General features: G+C 44.4%; 19 protein-coding genes. All 19 read right to left on the minus strand.

The annotated features are described in order from the left end of the window. Positions 1 to 11: 11 nt before the first annotated feature. A complete protein-coding gene (locus P0X86_RS26390; protein ID WP_277746838.1) occupies positions 12 to 254 on the minus strand; it encodes a phage holin in 243 nt (80 codons plus the stop codon). A 1-nt stretch (position 255) separates the two neighbouring features. Beyond that, positions 256 to 999: a M15 family metallopeptidase gene (locus P0X86_RS26395; protein WP_277746839.1), complete on the minus strand. Its 744-nt coding sequence runs from the start codon at positions 997 to 999 to the stop codon at positions 256 to 258. Then, positions 953 to 1,414, minus strand: a complete 462-nt coding sequence (locus tag P0X86_RS26400) for a phage holin family protein (RefSeq protein ID WP_277746840.1) — start codon at positions 1,412 to 1,414, stop codon at positions 953 to 955. Before P0X86_RS26400 ends, P0X86_RS26395 begins: the two co-directional genes overlap by 47 nt. A 42-nt stretch (positions 1,415 to 1,456) precedes the next feature. Next, positions 1,457 to 1,636 (minus strand): hypothetical protein, encoded by a 180-nt coding sequence (locus P0X86_RS26405; RefSeq protein ID WP_277746841.1) that lies wholly within the window; start codon positions 1,634 to 1,636, stop codon positions 1,457 to 1,459. Between the two features lie 55 nt (positions 1,637 to 1,691). Next, positions 1,692 to 2,225 carry a stalk domain-containing protein gene (locus P0X86_RS26410; protein WP_277746842.1) on the minus strand — a complete coding sequence of 178 codons (534 nt, stop codon included), beginning with the start codon at positions 2,223 to 2,225 and terminating at the stop codon, positions 1,692 to 1,694. 68 nt (positions 2,226 to 2,293) lie between these two features. After that, the gene (locus P0X86_RS26415) at positions 2,294 to 3,799 is read right to left on the minus strand and encodes a phage tail protein (RefSeq protein WP_277746843.1); all 1,506 of its coding nucleotides are present in this window, start codon (positions 3,797 to 3,799) and stop codon (positions 2,294 to 2,296) included. A 25-nt stretch (positions 3,800 to 3,824) separates the two neighbouring features. After that, positions 3,825 to 5,411 (minus strand): SGNH/GDSL hydrolase family protein, encoded by a 1,587-nt coding sequence (locus P0X86_RS26420; protein ID WP_277746844.1) that lies wholly within the window; start codon positions 5,409 to 5,411, stop codon positions 3,825 to 3,827. Between the two features lie 12 nt (positions 5,412 to 5,423). Next, entirely contained in the window at positions 5,424 to 6,230 is an 807-nt protein-coding gene (locus P0X86_RS26425; RefSeq protein ID WP_277746845.1) for a distal tail protein Dit, read from the minus strand. Next, on the minus strand, positions 6,227 to 9,202 hold the full coding sequence (locus tag P0X86_RS26430; protein ID WP_277746846.1) for a phage tail tape measure protein: 2,976 nt from the start codon (positions 9,200 to 9,202) through the stop codon (positions 6,227 to 6,229). Before P0X86_RS26430 ends, P0X86_RS26425 begins: the two co-directional genes overlap by 4 nt. A gap of 203 nt (positions 9,203 to 9,405) precedes the next feature. Beyond that, positions 9,406 to 9,747: a hypothetical protein gene (locus tag P0X86_RS26435; protein WP_277746847.1), complete on the minus strand. Its 342-nt coding sequence runs from the start codon at positions 9,745 to 9,747 to the stop codon at positions 9,406 to 9,408. Between the two features lie 10 nt (positions 9,748 to 9,757). After that, entirely contained in the window at positions 9,758 to 10,345 is a 588-nt protein-coding gene (locus P0X86_RS26440; RefSeq protein WP_277746848.1) for a major tail protein, read from the minus strand. Positions 10,346 to 10,672: 327 nt separating this feature from the next. Further along, positions 10,673 to 11,053 (minus strand): HK97 gp10 family phage protein, encoded by a 381-nt coding sequence (locus tag P0X86_RS26445; RefSeq protein ID WP_213577655.1) that lies wholly within the window; start codon positions 11,051 to 11,053, stop codon positions 10,673 to 10,675. Further along, positions 11,046 to 11,357 (minus strand): phage head closure protein, encoded by a 312-nt coding sequence (locus P0X86_RS26450; RefSeq protein ID WP_277746849.1) that lies wholly within the window; start codon positions 11,355 to 11,357, stop codon positions 11,046 to 11,048. Before P0X86_RS26450 ends, P0X86_RS26445 begins: the two co-directional genes overlap by 8 nt. Before the next feature lie 298 nt (positions 11,358 to 11,655). Next, positions 11,656 to 11,901 carry a Rho termination factor N-terminal domain-containing protein gene (locus tag P0X86_RS26455; protein WP_277746850.1) on the minus strand — a complete coding sequence of 82 codons (246 nt, stop codon included), beginning with the start codon at positions 11,899 to 11,901 and terminating at the stop codon, positions 11,656 to 11,658. A 46-nt stretch (positions 11,902 to 11,947) separates the two neighbouring features. Then, on the minus strand, positions 11,948 to 13,255 hold the full coding sequence (locus P0X86_RS26460) for a phage major capsid protein (RefSeq protein ID WP_277746851.1): 1,308 nt from the start codon (positions 13,253 to 13,255) through the stop codon (positions 11,948 to 11,950). Further along, positions 13,255 to 13,827 (minus strand): HK97 family phage prohead protease, encoded by a 573-nt coding sequence (locus P0X86_RS26465; protein ID WP_277746852.1) that lies wholly within the window; start codon positions 13,825 to 13,827, stop codon positions 13,255 to 13,257. The genes P0X86_RS26460 and P0X86_RS26465 overlap by 1 nt, the downstream gene beginning before the upstream one ends. Beyond that, positions 13,820 to 15,034 (minus strand): phage portal protein, encoded by a 1,215-nt coding sequence (locus P0X86_RS26470; RefSeq protein WP_277746853.1) that lies wholly within the window; start codon positions 15,032 to 15,034, stop codon positions 13,820 to 13,822. The genes P0X86_RS26465 and P0X86_RS26470 overlap by 8 nt, the downstream gene beginning before the upstream one ends. Beyond that, the gene (locus tag P0X86_RS26475) at positions 15,034 to 16,755 is read right to left on the minus strand and encodes a terminase large subunit (RefSeq protein WP_277746854.1); all 1,722 of its coding nucleotides are present in this window, start codon (positions 16,753 to 16,755) and stop codon (positions 15,034 to 15,036) included. Before P0X86_RS26475 ends, P0X86_RS26470 begins: the two co-directional genes overlap by 1 nt. Further along, positions 16,752 to 17,108 carry a P27 family phage terminase small subunit gene (locus P0X86_RS26480; protein ID WP_277746855.1) on the minus strand — a complete coding sequence of 119 codons (357 nt, stop codon included), beginning with the start codon at positions 17,106 to 17,108 and terminating at the stop codon, positions 16,752 to 16,754. Before P0X86_RS26480 ends, P0X86_RS26475 begins: the two co-directional genes overlap by 4 nt. Positions 17,109 to 17,150: the final 42 nt, after the last annotated feature.

Raw genomic sequence — 17,150 nt, forward strand, 5'->3', positions numbered from 1 at the left:
GGGTCTTTTTACTATAAAAACTTTGTTTTGTCGTTTTTTGTTTCGTTTTTATCCGTGTACCCCGTGCCTTCTTTAGGGTTAGAGATGATACCTAGGATCACCAGCAGACCGAGGATCGCCACCGCCAACCCCGTAATATTGGTGCTCAACTCCTCGGAAATTTCAAACCCGAACACCTTTCCAGCTGCCGAAAGAATAAGCAGCACTGCCGCCACTAACGATGTCCACATTCCATAGTTACGCCATTTACTCATGTTATTTTTCCTCCTTTGTGATATGCACTGTTAAGTTCTCTTTATCCCATCTGACGGACGCTCCTAGAGCTTCTGCAACCTCCCTAGAAGGCGTGTATGTGGATCCGCCATCTAAGTATCCATCTGCAACCTTCTTGCCGTTTACAAGGACCTTTACTTTTTGTTGTTCCACTTTCTTCACACCTGCCTTCTTCAGTGAATTGATTTTATTCAGTTCTGCATCCACTTTTGATTGCGCCGGTTTAACACCAACCCGAAGTTGAGACAAACTCAGACCAAAGGTCATTTCGAAATGAGGATAGTCTTTAAATGACTTCCAGTCGCCACCCCAGGCAAATCCAATCTTCTTAGCTTCTTCTACAACCTCAAGCCAATCAAACGTTTTGTCAAAGTCTCCATCCCGGCGCATGTCCCAGCTAACGTTTTTGCCATCTGGCATTAACAGAGCAAAGTCTATTGCTAAACCAAAGTTGTGATAACTGGTTCCGCCAATAGCATTTGTTACAATCGCTCCCGGCCTAGGGCTTACATGTGACAACCCAACCGAATTGAGCTGCGTTTGCGTTCTTCCCTGAGCATATAAGGCGTTCTGTTCTTCGATAGATCGCAGCCCCTGGGTGATTACAATTGGAACGCCTCGATCATACGATCGTTCAATGAGAAGTTCTGCCGCTTGCTTTACGACTGAATGTAATCCGTTAAGACGTGCGGCGGACTTCTTCTTCACCTGCTCCAGTGTCAGCATTGTCTTCCTTTTCCCCTTCCCCACTCTTCTTATTGAATACTTTCACCGCGCCTCGTAATACTTGAGGAATCGGCACTCCCATGCGTCCCACATTTTCGATGATCGATAGCAATTCGTTAGCCAAATAAAAAAAGATCACAGCATTTTGGAAATACTGTAATCCTCCTAAGGCCATATCTATGAAGTGCGAAACCATTATCAATAGGAATATCGCGACCTTTCGGGCTATCCCATAATATCCAACTCTACTTCTAAGCTCTCCATTGATCCAAGCAGCAGCCCAGCCGGTCAACCAATCAATGATGACAAAAACCAATAATATGTGTATCAACAGGCTCCAACCTCCAAACATATAACCCGTCAGCGCCCCCAAGGCTGTGGATATGGTTTTAATTACAGTAGACCATTCCCCCATGACCCTACTCCCCCATTCTCTCTATATAGACCACTAAGAGGATTAATCACCCCCTTTAGGTTGTTTCAGTTCCTCCAAACGCTTTTCTATGCATGCCTTGATCGCTTCTAGATACTTATCTTCTTGACCTTGGTGGAAAGCTCCAGCATGCGAAATAACTTCGCATACATCCTGTACGGTTGGATATAGTTCAACCATTAATTTGTTACGGACAATAGCCATACGATCACCTCTTTGGAAAAAATAAAAAGCCCTACCGTTTGGTAGGACTTCGTGTTTATTCGAATGCTTTGAGTGCCTCGTTTACCTGGGCAAGTTCATTTTGCTTTTCTTCAATACTTTTGTTATAAGCATTTATTGCTTGCATAAGAACTGCCCCGCCTTCTTTTTCTCCAGTCTTAGGAATAATGCTCAATTGATCATACTTTGCCTGAGTTTCATCTCTATCTTTTATCAAAATAGACAATCCGTGTTCTAATTTTGTTTTTTGTTGAAGCAGTTTTTCCTTCTCTGCCGATGTATTGTCAACCTCGTCTGTTATGTTTTCCGTTGTTATCTCGATTACCTTTTTCGAGTTATCCACCTTTAAATCAGCCCCTAAGGATTCAGACAAAGCACGGACTGGAGCGCTGGTTCTTCCCGAAATAACAGCCCCTTTGTCTTCGAGTTTTTGACCATTTATAATTACTGTATATTCACCCGTTACCTTTTGCCCTACCAAGCTTTTCACTTGAGCATATACAGAATCTATTGACGTAGCGACGAATACACCTAATATGAACGCACTAACAACATACAACCATTTTTTCATGTTTACCCCTCCAAAGTTTTAGGATATGGTAAGTATATCCTACGACTGTGAAAGGGTAAAGTTTCATATTAAAGACCAATTACATTGGCTTGCGAGAAATCAACAGTGCCTTGAAACCTAACAATACCATTCGTACTTGGGTATAATACATCGCCTTGAATGTAGGTCACTCCAAAACTAGCTCCTAGTCTCAAGTTATCATTACCTATCACATGCAATTCTCCTGGTATGGCATAAACAAGCCCTTGTGATTGACTTGATGAATCATAATAGGTATGCCCTGAGATGTTTGCTTGTGGGTTTGTTCCTAATTCAACCCTCCTAGCACCGAAATCATCATAGAACCGGAAGCCGAACGGATCCAACTCAATGCGTTCCCCGTTATTCGCCGTTCTTATTGTACTACCTAAGATTTCTGCACCTTCGATGTATGAACCGTAAATGTCCGAACCTCGTATTTCACCTTCGAATTCAGCGCTTAATGCCTTCATATGTCCTGTTTCGTCAACACTGAAGTTGTTACCTATCTCGATTCTTCCACCGATGAATTGACCAGCTCTTACGATGCCTACGAACTCGTATTCCTGGTTGATCGGATCAAAGTAAAGTGAATCGGTGTAACTGCCGTTACCGTTACCCTTCTGCATGCGGAATTCATCAGCATTCCAGATAGAACGAGCCATCTTATCATAACGTTCGATGACAATCCCTTCATCTGGTCCGATCTTTACGCCGTACATCCATCTATCTTTACCAACTGTGGTCGTCTGAATTCGGTAAATGGTGTCCTGGATGCCTTCAATGTAATTGGCTATGGTGACTTTGGAATTGATACGGCGTTTAGGCGAATAGGAATATTCAATGATGCGCTGCTGTTCGTTAATGCCTAATTCCTCGTCAATGATGTCCACGGTATCACCAAGTTCGAAATATTCTAGCCCTTCGAATTCTGGCAAGGTGTTCAGTTCCACCACATCGATTTCATAAGCCGTTAACACCTCGCCCGATTGCCCGTTTACGTCCTTTACAATGCCTTTGAGGTTCTTGCCCAATCGAAACTGTACGCCGCGATCCTGACCCCTTCTAGACATTAATGACACGGTGTATTTGTCGAAGTACAGTTCACAACCAGTTTGAGCTGCTATTTCCATCAGGACACCGCGAGCGTTAACGCCTTCCTTCAGGTCAACACTCACGTATTGGTCATACTGGACAAATCCGACCATGAACCCTGTTCCCTCAAGTGCCATGTTCATTAATACCCAAGGTGTATTTGTATGGATGAATCCACCTTCAAACAAATGAAAAAGCAGATCATATGAGACCTGCTCGCATTCAATAGCTATGGCAACTTCGTTACTTTCGGATCGTGTTCGCCTGTGCTTGACTATGTTGAAATACTGTCCTTCTACCTCAGCGATATTACCAACTTGGATGTATTGACTTTTCTCGTCATCCAACAAAACTGAAAAATTGAATGTATATGCGCCATTGACTTGTTCGTTTATGTCGTCATTAAAATAGTCATCCAGCACTGTCAGCGGCTGCTGTGACTGGTTTAGGATGGTTATCAAGGTATCACCTCTGATCAGATTAAATCTAAAGCGTATTAATAAATGCTAATATTTTGTCTGCTAATATCATGTGCCCGTTATCGTTAGGATGCAATCCGTCAGGGAGTGCGAATGCCTGATATTCAGTGTTCCAAGCATAAACATTCCCCTCCCTGTACAAGTCCAGCGCAGGAACACTATAGCGATTTGCAACCTTGATAACTGCATCTGCGATTTGTTCCATGGTTGTCCCGTAACTTTCCGCCCAAGGATCGGGTCCTCGTGGTATTGGCGTAAATACCGCAATTGTCTTTGTTGGGTACTTATTAATCAATTGTCTGATGGTGTAATCCAGTGCACCATAAAAACTAGTTGCAGGATCTGTATCGCCGAAGGTACCCATTACAAACGGAACTCCAACCTCGGCCCAATCGTTAGTCCCCCCAAAGACTGTGATGAGATCCGCGTTTGCGGCGAACGTATCCATCCTCTGGTAAAATGCATCTGAACCTCCAGAGGTTGACGGAGTTCTCCAGCCTGTACCGCTCAAGCCATAGTTATTGACTATACAATCTATCTTATCTTTGATGTAATCCTGATAGTTTTTTTCGGTTCTTGCATTATGTTCCGTTATGGAGTCCCCGATCACATTCCATATTTTATTTGTCCATTTAGATGTGACATTCACACTTTTATTAATCGCCTCTTTTAGTCCAGGGTCAACGATATCAACCACATAGGAACCGTAAGGCAGGTATTGCGAAGGTAGATTGTCTTTTGAAACCATTGCTGTATCAAGATCAGTTTCTTGAAATGTAATTCGAACATATACAGCATTGCTCGGTGGTGTGAGTGTAGCAGGCCCAAGCGGATTTTCAACACCTGAAACGAACACTTTGCTAGCGTTGTAATAAGCATAGTCAGCGCATGGAGTTGTTTTATAAGTACTTCCAACCGACACCGCAATATAGTCGCTAGCATACCAGCTACTGTTTGGGATTATGGATCCGTCTGAAGAGTTAACAATACCAGGAGTAGCCTTTGATTTGTCGAAAATATTAGTTTCTGATTTAAAAAAAGTTGTTTTGTCGTAGTTAATACTGTTATCTGCAGGAACTGCATGAATTGGGGCATTACCGGAAATTTGTTGTAGTAACTCATCGGTCAGATATGTCTGATCAATAAGCCCTCCGTTTTTGCTAATTTGAGGAACAATGATAGTGCCGTCTTTATCCAATTTATTATTTTTCAAAGCCGTAATCTCTGAATTAACAGCACTCAAATCACTTAAACTCGCTTTATCTGCTACTCGATTATCAGACGCATTAAGTCTATCTCCTAATACAGTATATCCCCCACGAGCGTCAGCAACTTCTGGATCACTGTTGCCACTTTCCAATATCAAATTATCAATACGCTTATCTAAACCGTCTACAGCTTGTTTGACGTTATTTCCGGTTGCTTCACCGGTATAAATAATATCTTCTGCTTTATGGGCTGTGGTTGAACCGATGTGTCCGATTAATTCCGTGTTGACCTTCTGAAAGTTACGATTTATTTTCGGATACATTTCCCTTAACGAATCAGGAGGATTGCCGTTGTCTGCACCTTTAATGATTTCGATTTCTGCCATTTAATTCACCCCTTATGCATATTTCTGTCGGAATTTAATTGTCATATTGAAGTTCAATCCGGTTCCGTCAACCTGGATGTTGGATATGCCAACCGGTAACTTTCCGAATCTTGCATTTGTGTTCTGTAACACATTTTGCGTCCCGATCCGTGCTGTTTTACGTTGAAAATCTAGAGTAAGTGTTCCAGACATCGGAACTGTATATATAAATTCAACACCGCCAACCATTAGAGACAAATAAGAAAACGCCCCGTTTATCTCGATGATTGGTTGGGCGTTTTGATTTCCTGTGTTATATGTTGGAATGGTTTGTGGACCATTAATGGAAAATTCATACGCTGTATCAACGTATATATCGCTATCAACGAATACAAGGCTGTCCACGTTTATTTCATGTGACCAATACGTGCTATAGGCGAATGGATCAAACGCTGTAAACGGTAATGTGAATGTTCCAAGACCGCTTATACGATCAATTTGCAAATCCCCCAAGTAACGCACCATATACTGCCTATCCGGTTGATTAGCGAATATGATAGGCATTGTCCTTGGTCTACCATCACCATCCAACAAAAAAGCAGCAAGCGCCGAAACACGTTGCTGCAATTCTATGTGGTTCTTAGAGAAGAATGCACATTCCAGTTCAAACTGTTTCGGCCCCATGGTTGCCCCGAAGTCATATGCTCCGTGCATTCCTGGGACCGTTACAATGGTATCCACCGTAGAAGATAGGATTGGGCGCTGAGTCCTGCGAAACACGCCCATGCCTAACGACTTCGGTGTAACACCGTCTAGGGTTAATACAGAATCGTGACTCAAGTCGCCACACCTCCTAATCCTCTTGAATTCCCAGTGATATAACTTCCAATACCTTGACTCAATTTCCTGATATCTTCATCGTTGCGAACATTGAAGTTAGCTCCCTTGAACATCCCTTCCATGTTGTATTGATTAACCACACCACCTGTTGGTGCGCTTCCTTGCGCTCCTGACATCGCGCTAGATGCCGCGACCGATAATCCTACCGGATCGACAGACATGGCCTTAGAAACGGCACCTGATAGGTTCTCAGCCGACTTAACAGCCAACCTACCAGCATCAGCAATACCGATAGCCAAGCCTTCTGAAATGTATTCCCCGTATCCCATCATAAGCCGGGATGGTGATTTGATCCCGAAGAAGTCTTTGAATCCGTTCTTAATCTTAGCTGCAACGTCTTTGGCGCTGTTCCATACAGCGTCAGCCATATCCTTAATACCATTGATAAGACCTTGCATGATGTCCTTACCGATGGTCTTCATGGTTGCTCCAACATTGGAGAACATGTTTTTAATGCCGTTCCATATGGATTCAGCTATGCCTCTTACAGCATCCCACGCACCTTTCCAATCGCCTTTAAGGACTGCTAGGAAAGCTTTGATTACACCGGATATAACGCCTATTACCGTTTCAATGGTTATCTTGATGGAATTCCAAGTGCCAGAAAATAACGTTTTGATGACGTTTAGGGCAGTGGTGAACAAACCTTTGATTGTTGTACCCCATGTATCCCAAAAGGATTTGATTCCGTTGAATATAGTTTTTACAACTGCTGATATTGCATCGAAAGCAGCTTTAAAGGCAATTTTGAGGATTTCGAAGACGTTTTTGAACGCCTCAGTAATGGTGCCGCCCCATTTATCCCAAAACGCTTTAAGGCCATCGAATATTTTCTTAACTACTTGCGAGATTGCTTCGAATACAGTTTTGAAGACCGTCTTGGTTATCTCCCAATTGTTTTTGAAGAAAGCCACAATGTCGGCTCCCCATTTGTTCCAAAAGGATTTAATCCCGTTGAACACATTGGTTGCTGCCGTTTTCAAGAATTCCCAGGCTGCATTTAGTCCATTTCTGACAGTCTCGTTATTGTTATACAGATACGTAAGCCCAGCGGCTAGAGCGGCAACAGCAGCAATTACAATGCCAATCGGTCCAGTCACAACCGATATAGCCGGTCCTAACATCGTGAAACCTGCTGCTATCTGAGGTAGAAACCCGACTAGCAATGTTAATGGTCCAATGATTAACGCCAACACCGCTGTAATCGCACCAGCTATGGCAATAAACGATTGAACTGAAGGTGATAGCGAGTTAAACCCGTCGACCAATCCTTGAACGAGATTCGCCAAGACATCAAGGGCCGGGAGCAATGCTGTACCTAATGAAATCTGAGCAGTTTCAATTGAACCACCCAACTCTTCCATAGCGCCTTTGAATGTGTTCAGTTTCTGAGCCGCTACATCTGCTGCCGATATCTTACCCATGGCTTCAGCCATTGAGTTTACGCCTTCAGCACCCTCTTTAAAGAGGATGTTAGCGCCGCGGATCGCATCAGATCCGAACATAGTATTTAAGGCTACAATTCGTTGTTCACTGTTTAATCCTGACAATGCATCCTGCAAAATATCGCTGATATCTGCCATGGACTTCAAATCGCCGTTAGCATCATAGAACGCTGAAGACAGAGCGCCAACATCAAAAGCCATTTCTCTAAATGCTTTGTTCGCCTTGTCAGTACCTACTTTTACCCCTGCTTGCTCAGCAGAATAAGTCATCATAGCATCCACAACATCTTTAGTCGCGGTAGAGGCTGGTTTAACACCGTTTTTAGTAAGGTATTCTAATGCATCAGCGGTTTGGAATGTGATTAAACCCAACTCGTTAAACGTCTCATAAGCATCTGTAGTTGTTGGTGTAAGACGCATGAGCATGGTTTTTAGAGATGTACCAGCATCCGAACCTTTAAGACCGTTTTGAGCGAATACAGCTAGTGCAGTAGTTGTATCCTCAAAACTCAACCCCACACCTGAAGCGACAGATGATACAGCGGATAAAGAAAACTTCAATTCGCTAACACTTGTTGCAGAAGCATTAGCGGCACCTGCCAGAATATCGGCTGCATCATTAACTGAGATAGCATCAGCTTTAAATGCGTTTAGTGCCGTTGAAGCAATCTCTGCCGCATCAGCTAGTTCAAGTTCCCCGGCTGTTGCCAAGGACAATGCCCCATCTAGCCCGCCGCCTAAAACATCCTGAACACTCACACCGGCTTTAATCAATTCTTCGATGCCTTGCGCGGCTTCTGTGGCGCTATACTTCGTGTCGGCCCCCATTGTGATTGCCAACTTTTCAAGTTCATCTCTGAACTCTGTGACTTCTTCAGGAGCCATAACAGAGAATGCGTTTGCCATGCCTTGTTCGAAATCTGCTGCCTTACTTACAGCCACACCCAAACCGGCTGCAATACCAGCACCAACAGCCGTGACCCCGGCACCGACTTTCTTCATCTGCTCGAAACTGTTACCCAACGATTGCTGGGCCTGTTCGAATGACTCTTGATAGTCCTTACCGAGCTGAGAAACCACCACGCCTTGTTCTTTAAGCGATTTCGTGGTTTCGTCAAGTTGGCCATCCATGCGTTTTAGCTCTTGCTCAGTCTTCGTTAGTTCGCGCTGGAATGCTCGATACTGGCCTTCGCTTATCTCACCACGGGCAAACTGTTCGTTTACCTGCTGTTGTGCCGTTCTCAAGGTGTTAAGCTTCTGGCTTGTGTTGGTTATTGCATCAGATAGAAGCTTTTGCTTTTGTGCAAGCAGCTCCGTGTTTCCCGGATCCAGTTTCAGCAATCGCTCAACTTGCTTCAACTCGGATTGTATGTCCCTACTTCGTTTGTTAACGTCTGATAGGGCTTTCGATAGCCCCGTTGTTTCGGCTCCTATTTGGACGTTAATACCACGTATTGTCTCTGCCATCTACTCACCTCTATCTGCCGTAAAATGCATCGATATCGTCTTGTGTAGCGTCTTTTGGTTTGTCGTCTTCCGCACCAGAATAGAACTTCGCGAATGCTATAAGATCCGCTGATCTCAATTCGTTAATCTCTGCGAAACTTAGTCCCGACCGTTTACCAAGTGCCAATAACCTGATTTCGATGTCGTCATCGTTACCGTTACTGCTACTTTTGGACTGCCCCTTTGACTCCGGTACGAAAAAATCCGTCTGCGGCTTCCTCCATAGCAGCGGTCATGAAACTTGCATCAGAGAAGTCGATGTTTTCAAAGGACCCAAGCCAATTTTCAAATGAAGGGAACTGTTTCCCGTATGAGTCCGCTTTTGCCATGGCCCATATCAGTTGAAGCACTGACAAGACTTCCAGTTTTGAAGGATCCTCTGCAACCTGTCCCATTTTCATCAGATCACCGAGCAAATCACTTTTAAATTCCTGCTTATAAAACAAAAGAGCCAGAGTGGTTGCTCTGACTCTCACGACTTGATTGCCGATGTTTATCTCTCTCATAATGGCCTCCTTATGGCGTTGGAACTGCGAACGTCGGCAGGTAAACCGCGGTGAAGAAACTATTGAAGGCTGTAGCGTTTGTTTCACTCAGTTCCAGATCACCTTTAACGACCATTCGGTTATCGATTTCGATAGGGGAAACACTCATGTTAAACACATCAGTGTTCGGTTCCACACTTTCGCCTTTGGTTGTGAGTTCTTTCGCCGGTCTATCCGCTTGGCAATCATAGTAAACAAAGCGCCGGTTACGTTTATCTCCTTGAACTTCGCCCATGAGCGCGAATTTCTTCGGTCTTGCATCGGAAATTTCTAGAAGCATGCCGTTGTCGTCAACTTCCCACCCCAGCATTTTGGCTTTCACATCATCAGGAACGTTAGCCATTTCCAGTTCGCAAGTATATCCGTTATTAGAAGTGATAACGAAATAAGAAGTGTTGTCTGCATAGAACGTGCTGGATTCGCCTTGTGCTTCAGGTGTCAAACGTACAGCACCGGGAACAGCAACAGGTGTTTCCCATGCTGGCAAATCTGTCGCGGTATCATCCACGAAAGCAATATGAACACGGCTTAGACCGAAAGTAACTTTGTTTTGACTCATTAATATCAACCTCCAATTAGTTGAACTTCATATATGACTTGAATTAGCTTTTCACTGTCTAACCAAGCTTCGTTTTTTCGATATGGCATAAAACGTGACTTGAACAAGTCTTGAACCTTCTTTTCGGATTCAAGGTCCTTAATTTTGGTGTACAACTCCACCTGAAAATTACTGATTTCTGTGAAGTTGTAACCATCTGCCATAAAGTCATCATCATAAGCAAACTGATATGTGATGAAAGGGGGGTAGGAGACGTTGTGAACGACGAATAAGCCACTGGAAACCCGAGTGACTTCAAAGCAGTATATAGTTCGGCTTGTGTCATACCTAACCCCCATTCCTGATGATTTGACGGATCTTCTCCATCATTTGCGGCTCGATTCGGTCATAGGCCAATCGTAAGTGCGGTTTTCCAGCTACACGCCCACCGCCAACCTTGGCATGTCCAAATTCCAGCAAGTGAACAATACGGGAGTATTTTTTATTCCAAATAATCCGTCTTGTTGTACCCATGCTGTCGCGGTTGGTCTTTTTAAATCCCTTTGCGTAATCGCCTGTCCTTTTGGGAGCATTAGCGCGAGTATCTCGCAATACATCGTCTGCTGCATCATCAACAGCTTTATCAATTGATCTAGACACATCATCGTTGTATTCAGATACCGCCTTAACGATTTCTGACGCCAACCTATCAATGGAGATGTTAGCCATCGGCTGCCACCTTCTCACATGTCAATTCAATCTCTTCGAAGCTGGCAGCGTACGTCCTTAGGACACGATACTTTTCACCTTCGAATTCAACCAATTGTTCGCCGTTGTACTCGTATGCGTGAATGACAAATATAAACTCGGGCCGTAACCCTGTTACAGCAGCGTTATAAAACTCATTCCGCCCAACCGAACGTAATTGGCAATATACTGGCGTTCTAACTGGATCAATCGGTATCTGATTGCCTATATCGTCTTCAATGATTCCACCAGGGGTTATGAGTATCAATTCATGATCGTAACTCATGACTGCTTACTTCCTACATGCAGCAATAGGTTGTGCAACCGGTATTGAAGATGTCTCGGCATTGATACAGGCGATCCAGTGAATGAAGTTTCATTATTCGTAGCGCTTTGATAACGCCAAGTAGCGAAATCTACCACAAACATTAAATGATAGGCGTTAGTAGGCTCTAGTTCCAAGCCGTGCTCGTCCTGTAGCTCTTTTAACACACCCTGTACAATCGCAGTTAGGTATGAGTCTCTAACCGCTGTACGGATGCCTAAGCGCTCTTTGACGAGCAGTAGGATTTGTGTTTCGTCCATCACGGCACCGCCTTGATTGTCTCCAGGATGTCTGCTTTCTTCATGGTAGCATTCACGCCGCCGATTTCTTTAGCCTTGGCATAGTCAAGCAGTTCTTCCTTGGTCATGTCTTCAAGATCCACTTCAACATAACCCAGGTTTTGCAGGTGCTTTAGATAATCCTCGTTCGTCACATCGTAATCATTGTCGGCTCTATAAATTTTTCGGGTATGTCTATCCCGGAAATCCTTTAACACCTTTGGCATTTAAACCATCTCCTTTCAAAGATAAAGAGCGGCATAAGCCGCCCTATTATGGAGTAGGAACAACAGGTTCAAGAGTGATAACAACAAAGTAATCGTTGTAAATCGGCTTGCCATCGTAACGTGCTGTACCTTTGAAGACTGTTTGATCTTCGATGAAACGGACATCAGTCGAAACGGCAAGCTGCACACCACGGCGTTCGCCAAGAAGGTATTTCTTGAAATCACCCATAACAATCACGTTGTCTGGTGCATATTGGCTGAATACTACACGTGTTCCATCTGGGAGGCGTGGTGACTGTGCAGTTTGTACGACAAGACGACCATCAGATGTTGGCAGGAACGTTTGTGGAGCAAGTCGAGCATAATATGTCGAACGCTTCATTACTGCGATAACTTCACCAACTGGAACACCATCTTCCCCATCATCGATCAAAGCCATGTTGCCCACGATATCGGAAAGCGAACCATCACTGGTTACATTCCGTGTGGCGTCACCTGTCAAGGCTGGAATAATGCCCAGTGGTTGTTTAGCTGCTGCGCCTGTACCTGTCAGAATCGCCTTATCCAACGCTTTAGCAATAGCCATTGACAGACGACCTTCAATGTAATTTGCCAGGTTGATCATGGAATCTTCAAGGATGGCGTTACATACTGGGATAAACCCGCCTACTTTCCAACCATCCAATTCTGTTTGACTAAATGCAGATGCAAGTTCTTGAACAGGATCACACATTTCAGTCCAGATAGCTTCCGGAATTGCTCCGTCCATAATCACCCGAGCCGTACCAGTCAGTGATTCAACGGTTACTTCACGGTAAAGAGTGGAATAATCACCAAGTCTTTGTTGAATCATGCTAATGACTTGTTCAGGGATTACAATGTCCGTATTAGCAATTGCTCGTTTGTCTAGTGCTGCCTTAGATACAGTTGCGTAAAATTCCCGTACTTCTTGCTGGTTCAAACGGTCTAGCATTTGTGCACGTGTTTCGAATTTGTTTTCTCTCATTCTCGTTTCGCCCCCTTGGGATTGTGTTTGTTTTTGTCTTTGTTCGCCACCATCAGCAGGAGGCGTATTCTTTGGTTCTTTGTTGTTCAGTTCTTCCAATTCGCCTTCCAGATCAGCAATTTCACCTTCAAGCGTTGTCTTCTTGCCTTCCAGTTCCGTCTTGTCTGCCTCGTACTTCTCGACCTCTTCAGTCACAGCAGCTTCTTCTTCCACCGTCTGTGCCTCTTCAATCGCCTGTTCCAGTTCTTGTGCTCTTGTTTCCAACGTTTTCTCTTGCTCGATCAGCTCAGCAAGAGACGCCTTCCGCTGTTCGATTTTCTTCGTCAGCATGATTTGTCTAAGTGCCATTATTTCAACCTCGCTTTCAGTTTTTGTTTACGTTGTTGCATCTGTCGCTCTTTGTGCTGCTCAACTTCCGCTTTCCGAGCTTGTACGCCGGTAGCAGCATAGGCCGGGAATGTACAAACGGAAACCTCATGGAGATCAACCTTTCTAATCGTCCATTTCACCGTGCCATCATCCCGAAACTGTGTATCTTCCTGTAGGATGTTAAAACCAAAGCTGCACTGGTCCACATCGCCACGTTTAACACGCTCGTACATGTTCACCGCATCAGAATCGTTTGGGTTGATTTTGACGCGTCCCCAAAGTCCGTGTGAGTCCGCTTTAAGCTCCAAGGAACCTGATTTATTCCTACCCAATACCAATGTTGTGTCGTGGTTAATCAAGGCCCTCACATCGTTTCCTAGCGTCTCGTTGAACGCTTCAGGCGCTAACTCTTCGAATGCTCCAGGCCACAACTCCGTTTGTTGGTTGAACACGGCAAAATAGCCCTCAATAAACATTTCCGAGTTGTCTTGTTCGGCCCGGGTTTTCAGTTCCGAATGTACACTCCGGGTTACTTTCTGATCCCTATCCATCGTCCTCACCTCCTTTGGGATTCAGTTTGCTTTGATTAGCTATCATTTCAGCCGGGATAAAGTTTTCAAGGATAACCAGTTGGTCAAGTCCTTCAAGTGGCGAATCGCCTAGCCAATTGCGGATCTCGTTGCCTGAATATAGACCGCGAATGTAAAGGTTGCTTCCTACTTCAGCAAGTTCTTTCATGTCGTAGGCGTACAAGCTGCGTGGATTAAATTTGAAATACAACTCAGGAGCAAACAGCAATTTCCTTGTCAGTTCCTGCACAATCCCTTGTGCCATTGGCAAGATGCGCGTATTGATAAAGGCGTTGTATTCATCCTTTTTGAAATCACCGACACCAACGAAAAAAGCTGGTACTCCAATGAGTCCAGCTACTGTTCTTTTATCCAGTTGTACCGCATCATTAATGGCAAGATCATTCAGTGATAAAGGTTTAACCTGCTCAACTTCGATCATTTCAGCCGGTACAATCCAAGGTTGACCTGCTTCAGACCGTTTAAGGTACATATCATATACCTTGTCGCGCCCTTCCACGCTCGATAACTCAGCAGTGTTGGCATCCACTTTCACTATCAAGCTAGGCATATACTTGCCGCCCATAAACCCTTTCTTAGTGGCTGTTGCCTGTTTCAGATTATCTACGATGTCTTTCAACACCACACGATAACCGGTACCAATCCACGGCCTCTCGGGATCAGGGTTCATCACGAAGTGAAGGATTTCATTATGATCATATGTTCTGCCTTGATACATGACTTGGTATGCGTTGGTTGTATCCTGGTATGTGACTCCACTTGGTTTAAAGGGAATCAATTCATCAATCAAACCCTCGCGCATTTGCGGGAACACAACACTGTTACCCTCGCCTGGAAGCAACATGGTATAAACGATGTTGTACATCCAGTTTTTCCGAGTCATTAGGCTGTATGGATTGATATCAATCTTCCGGGATAGTTCATTCTGGACCCGGACATCTCCATTAGCGGTATTCCGCATTAAATGGATCGTCATGGAGCTGATCAAGTCCGCGATTTTATGAACGGCCATTTTTACTTCCGGATTATCTGACAACCTCGTGTATCCCGGCACACACAACGTATCGTAGGCATCGGTTGTTAAAAACCATCCTAGATTGCTTTGCGGTTCGGCTCTTGTATTCTTAGCGTTTTGGTTTCGGTTACGCTTCTTTTTGCTCAGTTTCATCACCCCCCATTCAGCCATTTACTCGCGGTACCGGCGCGCTCGATGTTCTCAAGCATTCGGACAGCAGCAAAAACAGCGGCATCAAATATATCAATCCGCTGTTCAGGCATTACCTTTTCAAATTGGATCATGTCGTCAGTCTTCTCAATGGCATGGACGTTTTGCACACAGTATTCGAAAGCCTGGGAATGAAGGTAATAGAGATTGCCGTCTTTGGCTTGCTTCTCGATCCTACGGAAGCCCTCAGACTTTTTGTAAAAGTATTGCGGCTGATCCACAATAGAGAAGCCTTTGCGCTTCATACCCAAGAAGAATTCCCGTCCAAACTTACGGTCAAAGCCAATCTGTTTGATCTTGAATCCCTTTTGTTTCATCTCAACAAACCAATTAATAATGTTGGTGTAGTTGACTGTTGCTGTATTACACATATCTAGCCATCCGTCTTCTTTCCATCCGAATAGAGGAATGTTATCCTCTTCTGCCTTCCTCGTTGCCGCCACAATCGGGAACCATGCATGAGGTATGATGATATCCACACCTTTATAATTCCCATACAAAGCTGCCGCCGTAAGGTCATGAAGCTTAGAAAGGTCAGCGCCGCCGTACCAATCAATCGGCAATTTCGCTAATTCCTCAAGTGTCCATTTATATTTTCTGTCCGAGGCTCTAAACTCGTCCAGGTTGAAGTAGGCTCTCATTGCAGATGTATATACATTTAAGGACTTAGCAAAGAAGTCTTTACGCTGCTGAGGATCGTTCTGTGCCTGAAGCGCATCGTTCATAATGTCTTCCGGACGGATTGTGATCCCATAGTTCGGATTAGCCTTCTCATGCTGGATTGCATTTGTGTAATCCACGTCTCCATTTTCGTCCTCGTCCGCTTTGGCGACAAAAACAAAATAAGCCTCGTCATTGACGGACTTATCAAGGATCTTTTTACAGTATTGTAGGCGTTGGTAACAGAACGATGTCATGTTGTCACCGGCTGTGGTGATACCGATCATCAATTTATTACTGTAGGCTTTCATCGCCTCTTTGATGATGTTGTACTGCTTCGGTGTGCGGTAAGCGTGAACTTCGTCCGCAATCCCGATGTTACAGTTCAAGGAATCTTGCCGGTCTGGATTCGCCGCCAGCGCCTTAATATAGATTGAACCGTCACCCAAATCACCGCCTATGCTGTGTTCTTGGTTATTGTCCAGGATCCTAAAGTTTTCTTCCTCGCCCATTTGCTTCAGGTTGAACAGGATGAAATTGAATGACTGTAACGATTGCTCGAGAGCTGCACCAACAATATATATCTTGGAACCAGAACGCCTCTCCAGAAGCGATAAGGCCCAGGCTATGCCAGCTATAAAGCGCGACTTACCATTCTTACGAGGCAAGTATATAAACGCTTCTTTGTACCGCCTGAGTTTCGTCCCTTTGTGGTAGAAGCCTACAAGGTTGTAAATGATAAACTTCTGCCATGGTTCCAACAAAAAAGGCGTTCCCCTGAGCGGTGTCCCGTCCAGCTTCTCGCCTTGGTCATGCACAAATGTTTTTTCGATGATACCGATAACGAACTCGGCGTCTTTTGGATTGAATTCATATTCAGGGTTCTTTAGGTCGTCCAAGAAGCGCTGACCAGCTTGGACAATTTCTCTCCCTGCAACCTTACGACCACTTACAACATCCTCGGCATACTCCAATACCGAATTATAATTCTTATACATGCTCATGCCATTTCCCTGAGAGCCAACGCTAACGGTGATTTCGGCTTGCCGCCACCACTATCAGGGGTTACAGTTTCCAAAGATTTCGGGTTGAGACATAGCCTGTCGGAGTATGCCAGTATATCTTTTCTCAACGTCTCGAGCGTTGCAACGATTGGTGCCTTCTTTTTGCCGCCTTGATCAGTTTCAACCTCGTATTTGTATCCGCCCTCTTTGAATTCTTTCGTAATCTTGTTGTATTGGTCCACCAACTCGGCGTAAATTTCAATGATTCCTTCATATTCAGGCTTATATACGCCAAGTGCCTTCATGTCAGTCGTGGTGCGGTCTTTGATTGCTTTCTTGCCTATGTTCGCCATGCTCTCACCTCCCGAAAATTATTTTTGGAAACTCGCTCTATT

It is taken from the genome of Paenibacillus sp. BR1-192, from assembly GCF_029542445.1.
In the GTDB taxonomy this organism is placed as follows: Bacteria; Bacillota; Bacilli; order Paenibacillales; family Paenibacillaceae; genus Paenibacillus_AQ; species Paenibacillus_AQ lautus_A.